At 71.0% G+C, this 10,944-nt stretch carries 14 protein-coding genes and 1 pseudogene; 4 read left to right on the top strand and 11 right to left on the bottom strand.

Features of this window, described 5'->3' with window-relative positions; genetic code table 11:
* The 4 genes and pseudogenes from I0C86_RS38140 to I0C86_RS38125 all read right to left on the bottom strand — a co-directional run.
* Positions 1–624, bottom strand: a pseudogene (locus tag I0C86_RS38140) (hypothetical protein); the annotation flags it as partial.
* A gap of 154 nt (positions 625–778) precedes the next feature.
* The gene (locus I0C86_RS38135; RefSeq protein ID WP_196206181.1) at positions 779–1,789 is read right to left on the bottom strand and encodes a glycine betaine ABC transporter substrate-binding protein; all 1,011 of its coding nucleotides are present in this window, start codon (positions 1,787–1,789) and stop codon (positions 779–781) included.
* Positions 1,790–2,103: 314 nt separating this feature from the next.
* The gene (locus tag I0C86_RS38130; protein ID WP_196206180.1) at positions 2,104–2,838 is read right to left on the bottom strand and encodes an ABC transporter permease; all 735 of its coding nucleotides are present in this window, start codon (positions 2,836–2,838) and stop codon (positions 2,104–2,106) included.
* Complete coding sequence (locus tag I0C86_RS38125) at positions 2,835–3,527, bottom strand: ABC transporter permease (protein WP_196206178.1); 693 nt, start codon at positions 3,525–3,527, stop codon at positions 2,835–2,837. Before I0C86_RS38125 ends, I0C86_RS38130 begins: the two co-directional genes overlap by 4 nt.
* A 2-nt stretch (positions 3,528–3,529) precedes the next feature.
* On the opposite strand from I0C86_RS38125, the gene I0C86_RS38120 reads away from it, so the two are divergent.
* Positions 3,530–4,561 carry an ABC transporter ATP-binding protein gene (locus I0C86_RS38120; RefSeq protein ID WP_196206177.1) on the top strand — a complete coding sequence of 344 codons (1,032 nt, stop codon included), beginning with the start codon at positions 3,530–3,532 and terminating at the stop codon, positions 4,559–4,561.
* A 6-nt stretch (positions 4,562–4,567) separates the two neighbouring features.
* On the opposite strand, the gene I0C86_RS38115 is transcribed toward I0C86_RS38120, so the two are convergent.
* The 7 genes from I0C86_RS38115 to folP all read right to left on the bottom strand — a co-directional run bounded on the left by I0C86_RS38115 (position 4,568) and on the right by folP (position 9,509).
* Positions 4,568–5,056, bottom strand: coding sequence for a hypothetical protein (locus I0C86_RS38115; RefSeq protein ID WP_196206175.1), 489 nt, complete (start codon positions 5,054–5,056; stop codon positions 4,568–4,570).
* A 159-nt stretch (positions 5,057–5,215) separates the two neighbouring features.
* Positions 5,216–5,524 carry a hypothetical protein gene (locus I0C86_RS38110; protein ID WP_196206173.1) on the bottom strand — a complete coding sequence of 103 codons (309 nt, stop codon included), beginning with the start codon at positions 5,522–5,524 and terminating at the stop codon, positions 5,216–5,218.
* A 50-nt stretch (positions 5,525–5,574) separates the two neighbouring features.
* Positions 5,575–6,945 (bottom strand): ABC transporter permease, encoded by a 1,371-nt coding sequence (locus I0C86_RS38105; protein WP_196206172.1) that lies wholly within the window; start codon positions 6,943–6,945, stop codon positions 5,575–5,577.
* Positions 6,946–7,133: 188 nt separating this feature from the next.
* Positions 7,134–7,613 carry a DUF3180 domain-containing protein gene (locus I0C86_RS38100; protein ID WP_196206171.1) on the bottom strand — a complete coding sequence of 160 codons (480 nt, stop codon included), beginning with the start codon at positions 7,611–7,613 and terminating at the stop codon, positions 7,134–7,136.
* 154 nt (positions 7,614–7,767) lie between these two features.
* On the bottom strand, positions 7,768–8,292 hold the full coding sequence (gene folK, locus I0C86_RS38095) for a 2-amino-4-hydroxy-6-hydroxymethyldihydropteridine diphosphokinase (RefSeq protein WP_196206170.1): 525 nt from the start codon (positions 8,290–8,292) through the stop codon (positions 7,768–7,770).
* Between the two features lie 3 nt (positions 8,293–8,295).
* The gene (folB, locus tag I0C86_RS38090; RefSeq protein WP_196206169.1) at positions 8,296–8,691 is read right to left on the bottom strand and encodes a dihydroneopterin aldolase; all 396 of its coding nucleotides are present in this window, start codon (positions 8,689–8,691) and stop codon (positions 8,296–8,298) included.
* Positions 8,688–9,509 (bottom strand): dihydropteroate synthase, encoded by an 822-nt coding sequence (gene folP / locus I0C86_RS38085; protein ID WP_196206182.1) that lies wholly within the window; start codon positions 9,507–9,509, stop codon positions 8,688–8,690. The genes folB and folP overlap by 4 nt, the downstream gene beginning before the upstream one ends.
* A gap of 398 nt (positions 9,510–9,907) precedes the next feature.
* Between folP and I0C86_RS38080 the strand changes: the two genes are divergently transcribed.
* From I0C86_RS38080 to I0C86_RS38070, 3 genes are all read left to right on the top strand, one after another.
* Positions 9,908–10,225, top strand: a complete 318-nt coding sequence (locus tag I0C86_RS38080; protein ID WP_196206168.1) for a hypothetical protein — start codon at positions 9,908–9,910, stop codon at positions 10,223–10,225.
* A gap of 15 nt (positions 10,226–10,240) precedes the next feature.
* Entirely contained in the window at positions 10,241–10,603 is a 363-nt protein-coding gene (locus tag I0C86_RS38075) for a hypothetical protein (protein ID WP_196206167.1), read from the top strand.
* An 81-nt stretch (positions 10,604–10,684) separates the two neighbouring features.
* Positions 10,685–10,944: hypothetical protein (locus tag I0C86_RS38070; protein ID WP_196206166.1), on the top strand; the 260-nt coding region annotated here is incomplete at its 3' end.

Here is a 10,944-nt window from a genome sequence, read left to right as displayed (position 1 = left end):
GGCCGCTGCGGCCGGAGCCCAGCCAGCCGAGGGCGCCTCCTTCGGTGCCCAGCCGGCCTGCCCGGGGGCCTCGTGCTGGCCCCGGCCGGCCGCCCCGGTGGCGCCAACCGCCGCACCGCCAACCGCCGCACCCGCTACCGCCGCACCCGCTACCGCCGCACCCGCTACCGCCGCACCCGCTACCGCCGAACTCGCGGGGGGCGCGGTCGGCGCGGCAGCCACGGCCCGGGGAGAGTCGACGCTGGCCCGTACCGCGTCGAGCTGGCCGCGCAGCGCCTCGACGTTGCCCTGCACCAACTCCAGCTTCTCGCCGAAGGCCTTGTGGGTGGCCCGGGCCGCCGTCGCGATGTCGGTACGGAGTTCGCCGCGCAACTCGTCGATTTCCTCGAGGAGCGTCTCCTCCAGATCCAACTGGATGCCCTCGGCATTGCCCCGCAGTGTGATCGACAATCCGATGAGCACCACCGCCAGTACGGCTAGCACGGCGGCGATCCGCAGTGGTCCGTTCCCCTGTCCCAGCAGGAGCAACAGCGCGGCCAGCGGCGCCAATCCGACGCCGACCCAGAACAGTACGGTCAGCAGCGGCTTACTGCGTGACTCCTCGGGGGCCTCGCGAGCTGACATGGCAGTCGAGCCTACCCACAGTTGTCGGCCACCGAAATGCCGACGCCGCTAATCCGAGCGCGGCCGGCGCCACCAAGGGTGACACCGGCCGCGCTGTTCGATGATCGTCCGGCCACCGGAAGCCGATCCGGCTTCCTCGGGCCGATCGGGAAGGTCAGCCCGCGGCGAGCGCGCCGTCCGAGGAGAACACCAGGCCAACGCTGATCGCACCGGAGGTCAGGGCCGACTTCGTCTGCGGGCCACCGGCGTCGAGCGAGCTGAACCGACCGGCGTTGAGGTTGTAGACCTGGATCAACCCGGCCTGGCACTTGGGCCGCTGCGGGCACTCCGGCGGGCCGCCGAGCACGGTCGCCGACCCGGAGCACTTCTCGGCCAGTTCGCTCAGCGTACGCACGGCGTGCTTGTCGGCGAACTCCTTGGTGACCGCGAACGCGTTCTGGTCCTGAGCGGCGGACGGCTTACCGAAGCTGATACCCACCTTCTCGCCTGCTGCCTTCAGCCCGGTCACCGTCTTGTCGAGGTCGGGCGAGGAGATCGGCGGCGGGGTCGCCGTACCCGACTTGTTGACCTTGTCGTTCAGGAAGTCCGCCATCGTCGCGGCGTACTCCGGAACGACCTGGATCTCGCCCTTCTCCAGCGCCGGCTCGTACAGCTCGCGGTTGCCGATCTGCTGGACCTTGACCTGGTAGCCGGCTGCGGTGAGGGCGATCCGGTACAGCTCGCCGAGGGTCTGGTTCTCGCTGAAGTTCGCGGCGCCGACGGTGATCGAGCCGGTGCCGCCGGTCGGAATCCCGGCGGTCAGGTTGTTCGCGGAGGCGAACTCCTCGGCGGCCACCTTCGGCGTCTTCCGGTCCACGTCGACGGCCTTGTTCAGCCCGATCAGCTTCGTCGTGTCGAGACTGTCCGAAACCTTGTCAAGCGCGGCGACCAACTGGGGCTGGGCCGCCTTGCTGTTGATGGCCGGAATGATGTTGTCGGTGTTCTGGAGCTTCTTGTCGTCCTCGAGGACGACCAGGCGCGACCCGGCCACCGGCGCGCAGCCGGCGCCCTGTGCGCCGGTCGCCGGGGCCTGGGTGCCGGATGAGCCGGCGCCGCCGCAGCCGGCCAGGAAACCGGCCACGATGGCGCCGGTGGCGCCGATTGCCAGACGTGTACGTGTGCGCATGAAACGCCCGCCTCCTGTGTCCCGGCGCGACCCCGCTGGGCCGGCCGCGTGTCCGACGGGCGACGCACCATGACGGCCGCCCGCGACCTCCCACAAAACATCTTCTCGTCCGGGGCGACAATCCGAGGGGACCTTCGTCACCGTATCGTCACGCAAAAGGGCACGAGGCGCGCACGCCCGCCTACTCCGGGTCACCTTTCCGCCGATCCGACGCCGGCGACCGCCGCCGCAGCCCGCCGATCCGAGGCCGGTGACCGCCGCCGCAGCCCGCCGATCCGAGGCCTGCGGAGGCCCGATCCGAGGCCGGCGGAGGCTCAGGAGCCGGTGATCGCCGCTGCGGCCCGCTGATCGGCCTGCCGGGCGACGCGGCGCCGGGTCCGGCGCAACGGCCGGGGTGTCACGATCCGCTCGAGGCCGGCGAAGATCACCTCGACCACCAGGGCGAGCAGGGCGACGAGCAGCCCGCCGGCCAGGATCTGACCGCCGCCGGCCGAGATGCCCAACCCGAACCCGGCGCTGATGATCTGCCCCAGCCCACCGCCGTTCACGAACGAGGCGAGCGCGGCGGTGGCCACCACCTGCACCGCAGCGGTACGGAACCCGGCGGCGAGGTACGGCACCGCGAGCGGAAGCTCCACCCGGCGCAGCAGCTGCCCACCGGAGAGTCCCATCCCACGCGCGGCGTCCCGCACCTCCGGATCGACCTGCCGGATCCCCGTGTAGGCGTTGGCGAGCAGCGGTGGTACCGCGAAGACCGCCAACGCGATGATCACCGGAGGCTTGCCGAATCCGAGGGCGGTGAGCGGCAGGATGGTCAGCAGGGCGATGGTCGGGATGGCCAGGGTGAGGTTCGAGACCAGTACGACGGCTCCGCCGCCCCGGCCGGTGTGCCCGAGCCAGAGCCCGAGCGGCCAGGCGACCAGGCAGCCCAGCGCGACCGCCGCCGCGGAGATGCCCAGATGCTCGACCAACCGGTCGAGGATGCCGCCGGGATTGGTCCAGTTCAGCGGATCGTTGATCCAGGTGACAGCCTGGTCGATCGGGTTCATCCGGCCGCTCCTCGCCGTCGGGCCCACGGGGTGAGCAGCCGGCCCAGCCCGGCCAGGATCAGATCCAGGACCAGGGCCAGCACCACGCAGAGGATGGTCCCGGTCATGATCTCGGCCTTGAAGAAGTTGTTGCGGAATCCGCCGAGGATGAGCTGGCCGAGACCGCCGTGCCCGACCAGCACGCCGACGGTCACCAGCGCCACCGTGGAGACGGTGGCCAGGCGCAGGCCGGTGAAGATCCCGGGCAGCGCCAGCGGCAGGTCGATCCGAAGCAGTCGGGCGAACCTGCCGTACCCCATCCCCTGGGCCGCATCCCGAACCTCCGCCGGTACCTGGTTGAGCCCGGCGAGCGAGTTCCTGATGATCAGCAGCAGGGCGTACAGGACCAGCCCGAGCAGCACGGTCGCGGTGCCGGTACCGAGGTACGGAGCCGCGAAGGCGAAGAGCGCCAGCGACGGGATCGTATAGAGCACGCCCGAGAGTGCGAGAATCGGGCCGGTGAGGGACCGGAACCAGTACGCCAGAACGGCGAGTGGGATCGCGACCAGGGCGGCGATCAGCACGGCCTGGGCGGTGAGCCAGGCGTGCTCCCGCAGCGCGGCGAGGATCGTGTCCGAGTTGCTCTGCACATAATCCCAGGAGAACCACGGATTACCCGGGTCAGCCCGGTCGATCACGCGGAAGGACATACGTGGACGTTACCCCGGAGAGCGACTCCGCCGGGCCCACCAGTGCCGTGGGTGCCGCCGCGATCACTCTTGACCAGGTACGCAAGCAGTATCCCGACGGGACCGTCGCGGTCGGCGACCTGAGTCTGGAGGTGAAGGCCGGCGAGTTGGTCGTGCTGATCGGCCCGTCCGGATGCGGCAAGTCGACCGTGCTCCGCATGATCAACCGACTGATAGAGCCGACCTCCGGGCGGATCCTGCTCGGCGACGAGGACGTCACCCGAGCCGATCCGGTCCAACTCCGGCGGCGGATCGGCTACGTGATCCAGAACGTCGGCCTCTTTCCGCACCAGACCATCTCGGCGAACGTCGGCACCGTACCCCGGTTGCTCGGCTGGTCCCGCTCCCGGATCCAGTCCCGGGCCGGGGAACTGCTCGACCTGGTCGGTCTCGACCCGGCCACGTTCGGCCCGCGCTATCCGCACGAACTCTCCGGCGGCCAGCGGCAGCGGGTCGGGGTGGCCCGGGCGCTGGCGGCCGATCCGGTCGTACTGCTGATGGACGAGCCGTTCTCCGCGGTCGACCCGATCGCCCGTGCGCGGCTCCAGGAGGAGTTCCTGCGGTTGCAGGCGGAGGTACGCAAGACGATCGTGCTGGTCACCCACGACCTCGACGAGGCGGTCCGACTCGGTGACCGGATCGTCGTGCTCTCCCAGGGTGGCAGGCTGGAGCAGTACGCCAGCCCGGCCACCCTGCTCGGCGAGCCCGCCTCCGCGTTCGTCCGGGAGTTCGTCGGCGCGGACCGGGCGATCCGGCGTCTCGCGGTCACTCCGATCACACCGGACCTGCTGCAACCGCTGCCGCCCGGTGGCGACACTCCCGCCGGGATGCCGACCGTGCCGATCGGCTCGTCGCTCTACGACGCGCTGGCGGTGCTGCTCACCACCAACTCCGACGACGCCCGGGTGACGGCGGAGGGCGGCGAGCCGATCGGACTGTTGAGCCGGCACCGGATTCTCAGCATCGACTATCCGGCCGACCCGATCGGCGGATAGTCACACCTACCGTCCGCGCCGGCCACCAAGGGTGGCGATACCGATGATCCAGCCGACGAAGAAGCCGTACGCGGCACCGCTGCCGGCGGCCTGGAACGCGCCCAGCAGCGTGGGATTGCTGCCGATCAGGGTGGCGAACAGCGCCGCGAAGGCACCGGCGAAGACGTACGCCGACCAGCCCGCGAAGAACTGGCTGAGGGTGCCCCTCGCCCTGGCCAGTTGTGATCCGGGCAGCAGGAACAGGAAGACCCAGGTGAGCACCACCACCAGGATGGCCTTGAGATCGGCGGCGATGAGGTTCTGAATCGTGTCGTCCGAGTCGAAGCGCCATGCCGGCCAGGCGAGCAGCCGGAGGAACCAGCCGCCCGCCGTGTTCGGGTCGGTTTCGTCCCGGGCCCAGTCGGCGTACCAGGGGCTGCCGAAGACCAGGACCAGTACGAGCGCGGCGAGGGTACCCGCACTCGTGGCCGTTCTGTAGCGATTGGTGAGAGCCATGGCGACGTTGTTTCCCAGTTGAATCCGCTCTCGAAACCTCGTGACCGTTATCCAGGAATGCGCACCAATTCATCCATTGCTTCATCGGCGCGCGAATAGCGCAATTAATCCGGGGAGGTCACCGTCGCGGGACGACGCCAGTGCTTCTGGAGGTAGACGTCAGTGCTTCTGCAGGTAGTCGATGAAGGCGGCCCGGAGCAGCGGCGCGGTCTCCTCGTACCCGTGGCCGGTGAACTCACGCCAGAGTGCGACCGCCTCGTCCACGGTCGGTCCGGCGGAGTTGGGCGAGCCGTCCAGCGCCGCCGCCTCGTCGGCATTCGGCAGATGCCGGATCACCGACCAGAAGAAGCCGATGTCGCGCCGTTCCCGAGCCAGAGTGAACGCCCGCTCACGCAGTTCCTCGGTGGACAACGCGTCCAGCTCGGCGAAGCTGGGGGTGGCACGGGACTCGGCACCAGATTCGGTCATAACGCCGAGCCTAACGGCCCGGACCGCCCTGGTTCCGGCCGGCCGGAAGGTCAGCGGTCCGAGCCGCCCCACCGGTCGCCGCCCCACCGGTCGGCCCGGTCGTCGGTCGGCTGCGTCGGCAGCGAAGAGGTCCACGGCTCCGGTGGCTGGGTCCGGGCCGCCTCCCAGCTCGTCGTGCTCATCGGAGCCGGCTCGTCCTCCCACTCCTGCGTCCGGCCGACGACCGGACGGGGCCGTCCGTACGTCTCGACCAGGCGCGTCACCAGCAGGCCGAGCGCCACCACGACGGCGGCCACGGCGGTCGGCGCGATGTCGAGATTCCGTTCGTCGGCGTAGTGGATGAACAGGGTGAGGCCGGTGGCCGCGAGCAGGCCACCCGCGATCCCACCCCGTCGGCCGAAGGCGCTGGCGCCACCGATCAACGCGGCACCCATGGCCAGACCGGTCCACTCGATCCCGGTCGTCGGCGCCACCGGTCCGCTGGAGCCGGCGGCGAGCAGCAGGCCGGCCCCGACCGCGAGGATCATCGAGATCACCGTGCTGAGCGTGACGAGAACACCGGCCGCGGCACCCCGGCGCAGCGCCGGATCGCCGACCGGCCGGAACCGGCCGACGGTGCGACGTACGGTCTTGAGGGTGCCGAACAGCCCGGCGAGTACGGCCACCGCCGCGAACCCGCCGAAGAGGTAGGTCGCGTGCTGGGTCGGGTCGTACTCGCCCTGCACGTCGACCGGTGCGGTCCGCTGTTGGATGAAGACGACGGCCGCCAGCCCGGCGGCGAGGGTCGCCGCCCAGGCCGGCACGTGGAAGCCCGCCACCAGCAGGGACACCACCAGTCCGAGCAGCACGGCGGCCACGGTCGCCGGCAGCATCGCCGCGACCACTCCGCGGTCGGAGTTCTCCGCGAAGTGCAGCGCGGCGGCCACCGCGACCGGCCCGAGGGCGAGGTTGGGCGCGCCGGCCCGCAGGGTCAGCGCGGCGGCGAGGGTGAGCAGTCCGACCGCCGTACCGAAGACCAGCAGGCTCTCCAGTCGCGCGCCACGGAGCAGGTCCGGGTAGTCCCGATTGCACAGAAAGGCCAGTGCGGCCACCACGACCAGCAGCACCAGTTCCCAGAGCAGGTGCACGACCATCCGGTCCCGCCCGGGCTCGCCGTGTGCCGGATCGTCGAAGACGTTCTCCAGCGCCGTCGGCGGGACGGTCCGTCGGCGTACCGGCTCGTCGGGCTCGTACTGGGTGGCCGGCTGCGCCGGTTCACCACCCATGAACCGGCCCGTGACCTGACCGGAGGACATCCGGGAGTCGGTGTCGTCGTATCCGGGGTCGACACCGCCGTACCGGGGATCCTCCCGTGCACCGGCACCGACCGGATCCATGCTCCCGGTCTCGCGTCGCCGATAGATCGAATCGTCGTACGCCATCTCGCGCGCCTCCTGATGTCGTCCCCGCGGAGCAGGCCCGGACCCGGGGCGGCCTCCGGGACCGGAGCGGTCGAACGTAGGGGCCGATCCGGCGCGGCGGCTGGATCTGGCCCGGTCGGAGGCACCGTACCCGCGTCCACGCCCGGTCGTCACCCCCGGTGTTTGTCGATGCGGGCTCGGCGGGCTCCTCAGAGGTCGTCGCGCCGGCTCCGGTCGTCCTCGTCCGGGTCCCGGTCCGGGAGGTCCGGCACCCGGCAGGACCGCTCGAGCCAGAGCGCGGCGCCGACCAGGGCGAGCGAGGCGGCGAGGCCGGCACTGGCTGCCGGTACGTCGTTCGCGGCGGCCCTGGTCCGCTCGATGAGCAGCCAGGCGTCCAGTCCCGCGTAGAAACCGGCGAAGATGGAACCGGCCAGCGCCGACGCCTTGGCCAGTACGACGAACCGGGCGACCGCGAGCGGGTCCACCGGATCCCGGCCCGGCCTGCGTGCGATCCGGGCCCGGGTGTTCGCCGCCGCGTACCCCTCCAACACCGCGAGTCCCAGCAAGGTCACGATGGGTAACCACGGCAATGGCGGGATGCGGCTGTAGAAGCTGCTGACCAGTAGCCAGGCCACGGCCGCCGAGGCCAACCCGGCCACCACCAGGGTGGCCGGCCTCGTCGGGCCCATCCGTCCCTGCTCGGGTGCGGACCCACGGGTCGGAGGTCGCCGGTCGGTCACGACCCCTCCCCGCTCCGCTCGTCGTCGCCGCGCCTCCGCCGGTCAGTCACTTCGACCGCCTCCTCGATCCGGTTGCTCAACCGGTCCCCCTACGCTTCGTCGGTCAGTCCGACTCTAACCGCAGATCCGGTTGGGGGCGCAGGTCCAACACGTCGCTCGCGGCCGGCTCGGCGGACATCAGGTCGGTCAGCCAGCCGTGACCGGGCAGCCGCCCGTACGGCTGGATGTCGATCCACGGCCGCAGCACGAAGGCCCGCAGGTGGGCCCGGGGATGCGGCAGGGTCAGCTCGGGATCGTCGCTGACCACCGGCTCGCCGTCGTCGGTCCACACCGCCACGACGTCGACGTCGAGGCTGCGCGGACCGAACCGTCGCCCGGGATCCCGGACCCGGCCGGCGACGGCCTCGACGGCCCGGGCCCGGTCGAGCCAGCCGCGCGGGCCGACATCGGTGTCCCCGACCAGCAGCACCGCGTTGAGGTACGCCGGCTGGTCCGGGTCGCCCCACGGCGGCGTCTCGTAGACCCCGGACACCACCAGGAGTACGTCCCGCAGCTCCGACACCGCCGTCCGCAGGTGTGCGAACCGGTCACCGAGATTGCTGCCCAGCGAGAGCACGGCCCGGGTCATCGCTCACCTCCGCCTGGTCAGCGTGACCGCCACGTCGGCGAAGTCGTGCGGAATCGGCGCCTGTGGCTTGTGCACGGTGACCGTGGCCGCCCCGACCCGCGGATCGGCCAGGCACGCGCCGGCCAGTCGATCGGCCAGCGTCTCGATCAGGTTCACCGGCTCGCCGGTCACGATGTCGACCAGCCGGCCGGCGAGTTCGCCGTAGTGGACGGTGTCGGCGACGTCGTCGGAGCGGGCCGCCGGGCGGAGATCCAGTTCCAGCACCACGTCGACGACGAAGTCCTGACCCTGTGCCCGCTCGAAGTCGTATACGCCGTGCCGGCCGTGCGCCCGCAGTCCGGTCAGGACGATCCGGTCGCCGGTCGGGCCGGGCGTCGGGGCGGCAGCGGAGCCGGTCATCCGGCCGCCTCCCCGGTCACCAGCCGGGGCCGTCCGCTGGCGGCCCATACCGCTAGTGCGTCCACGGTCTCCCGTACGTCGTGCACCCGTACCCCGAAGGCGCCGGCCGCGACCGCGAGCACGCTGGTGGCGACCGTCGCGGCGGTCCGCTCGCCGGTCGGCCGGGGGGTGCCGTCCGGCTCGGCGAGCAACGCGCCGAGGTACGACTTGCGGCTGGCCGCGAAGAGCACCGGGTAGCCGAGGCTGAGCAGTTCCGGAAAGCGGGCGGTGAGTTGCCAGTTGTCCCCGGCCCGCTTGGCGAACCCGAGTCCCGGGTCGATCACGATGCGGTCGGCGGCGACCCCGCCGGCGAGGGCGTCCGCGACCCGCTGGGCCAGTTCGGCCTTCACGTCCGCGACGACGTCGGTGTACCGGGCCAGTTCCTGCATCCGTTTGGCATGCCCCCGCCAGTGCATCAGGACCCACGGGCAGCCCGCCTCGGCGACCACCTTGGCCATGTCCGGATCGGCGAGCCCGCCGGAGACGTCGTTGACGACCGTGGCGCCGGCCGCCAGGGCGGTGGCCGCGACACCGGCCCGGTACGTGTCGACGCTCATCGGCACGCCCCGGGCGGCGAGTTCCCGGATGACCGGCAGTATCCGGGCCGTCTCGGTCTCCGCGTCCACCCGGTCGGCTCCGGGCCGGGTCGACTCGCCGCCCACGTCGATCAGGTGGGCGCCGTCGCGGTGCATCTGTACGCCGTGCCGCACCGCCGCGTCGAGATCGGCGTACCGGCCGCCGTCGGAGAAGGAGTCGGGCGTGACGTTGAGGACGCCCATCACCACCGGCCCGGGCCGGCGGAGCAGGTCGCCGTCTGCCGTGGATCCGCCGCCGGGCCTGGCGGGGTCCTGGACGAACTCGGTCACGGCCAAACGTTACCTACCGGCCCTGGTCCGGCCGGGACCACCCGGCCGGACGCGGTCCCTCGGCTCACTACGCACCGGGAGCGATTGGTGGCACTCCACCCCGCTTGTTCGAAACAGGCACGCGCCGTACGCTCGCATCAGCCAGATACCAGAACTTAAGAGATGGGCCGAATTAGGACAAAGACGCCCACAAACCATCACCGTACGCGGTGACTGCAAGACGCAGGGTCGATCAACACCCCACGACCGGCCTGGTTTACCGGGCTTGACAGCAGTGCGGGGCGCGGGCCGCCGCACCGGGGAGGATTCCGATGTTCGCCACGGAGCTGGTGGAGACGGCATGGCCGGCTGCCACGCACGCGCTCCATACTCTCTCGCTCATCCCGCTGGCCGAGCCGGCTCCGAAGGGCAACATCGACACTGATGGCGTCGTCAAGTTCTTCGCCACCAACGTCGCGCCCATCCTGCTCGCCGTACTCGGCGTGATCTTCATCGGCCGGGCCAGCAAGGGCGAGGTCTCGAAGGTACTGACCAGTTCGGCTATCGCGCTGATCGGCCTGGCTTTCATCGCCGGGGCGGCCACGCTGTTCCTCGTTGGCGAGAACCTGATCAACCTGATCTTCGAGTAGACCGCGGAGCACGAGATGCGGCTGCGCACCGACGACGACATCTATCGGGCCCGCCTGGTCTACCTGGGGCCGCCCGGCTACACCCTGCCCGTACACCTGCCATACACGCAGTACGGGCTCTTCATGTTGCTGGTGCTGCTCTACATGTTCATCCACTGGCTGTTCACGCTCAGGGTCGAACTGATCCCCGCCTGGGAGATCGCCCTCGCGATCGTCTCCACCTCATTCATCTTCCGGTACGTCGACCCCGATCGCCCGGCCCGGATGGTCATCCGGACGGCGCTGACCGACTGGCGGCGCACCCGCGAACCGGCGACAGAGCAGCGCGACCCACGACTGGTCGCGACCCGCATCCGGATCCGGGAGCGGTTGACATGACCGAACGCGGCGAGGTGACGGCATGAACGAGTGGAGTGGACGGATTGCGGTGCGGGCTGTGGGTCCGGGCGAGGCGGAGGCATGACCCGCTCCGCCACGCCGGGTTCTCCGTACCCGGCAGGACGGCCGACCGACGGCAACGGTAACGGTACGCAGTCCTCCGACTACCTCCCGTCGGACCCCGCCGAGGAGACCGAGTACGACGCCGCGCTGCTCAGCAACACCGGGCACGGTGGAGTCGCCGTGTTCCAGGCGCCCCAACCACCGGCCCGGAACCGGCCGACCCGGCCCGCAGCCGGAGCAGCCGCGCGCCCACCCACCCCGGTGGAACACCCGGACAT

The organism is Plantactinospora alkalitolerans (genome assembly GCF_015690345.1).
GTDB classification, from domain to species: Bacteria; Actinomycetota; Actinomycetes; order Mycobacteriales; family Micromonosporaceae; genus Plantactinospora; species Plantactinospora alkalitolerans.
The sequence above is the reverse complement of the archived record's forward strand: the minus strand, read 5'-3'. Positions and strand labels throughout refer to the sequence as shown.

Bases quoted from the DNA above. Each gene is read 5' to 3' on its own strand.
- I0C86_RS38135 (WP_196206181.1), bottom strand. From the start codon at position 1,789: ATGCGCACACGTACACGTCTGGCAATCGGCGCCACCGGCGCCATCGTG.
- I0C86_RS38130 (WP_196206180.1), bottom strand. From the start codon at position 2,838: ATGAACCCGATCGACCAGGCTGTCACCTGGATCAACGATCCGCTGAAC.
- I0C86_RS38125 (WP_196206178.1), bottom strand. From the start codon at position 3,527: ATGTCCTTCCGCGTGATCGACCGGGCTGACCCGGGTAATCCGTGGTTC.
- I0C86_RS38115 (WP_196206175.1), bottom strand. From the start codon at position 5,056: ATGGCTCTCACCAATCGCTACAGAACGGCCACGAGTGCGGGTACCCTC.
- I0C86_RS38110 (WP_196206173.1), bottom strand. From the start codon at position 5,524: ATGACCGAATCTGGTGCCGAGTCCCGTGCCACCCCCAGCTTCGCCGAG.
- I0C86_RS38105 (WP_196206172.1), bottom strand. From the start codon at position 6,945: ATGGCGTACGACGATTCGATCTATCGGCGACGCGAGACCGGGAGCATG.
- I0C86_RS38100 (WP_196206171.1), bottom strand. From the start codon at position 7,613: ATGGGCCCGACGAGGCCGGCCACCCTGGTGGTGGCCGGGTTGGCCTCG.
- folK (WP_196206170.1), bottom strand. From the start codon at position 8,292: ATGACCCGGGCCGTGCTCTCGCTGGGCAGCAATCTCGGTGACCGGTTC.
- folB (WP_196206169.1), bottom strand. From the start codon at position 8,691: ATGACCGGCTCCGCTGCCGCCCCGACGCCCGGCCCGACCGGCGACCGG.
- folP (WP_196206182.1), bottom strand. From the start codon at position 9,509: ATGGGCGTCCTCAACGTCACGCCCGACTCCTTCTCCGACGGCGGCCGG.
- I0C86_RS38080 (WP_196206168.1), top strand. From the start codon at position 9,908: ATGTTCGCCACGGAGCTGGTGGAGACGGCATGGCCGGCTGCCACGCAC.
- I0C86_RS38075 (WP_196206167.1), top strand. From the start codon at position 10,241: ATGCGGCTGCGCACCGACGACGACATCTATCGGGCCCGCCTGGTCTAC.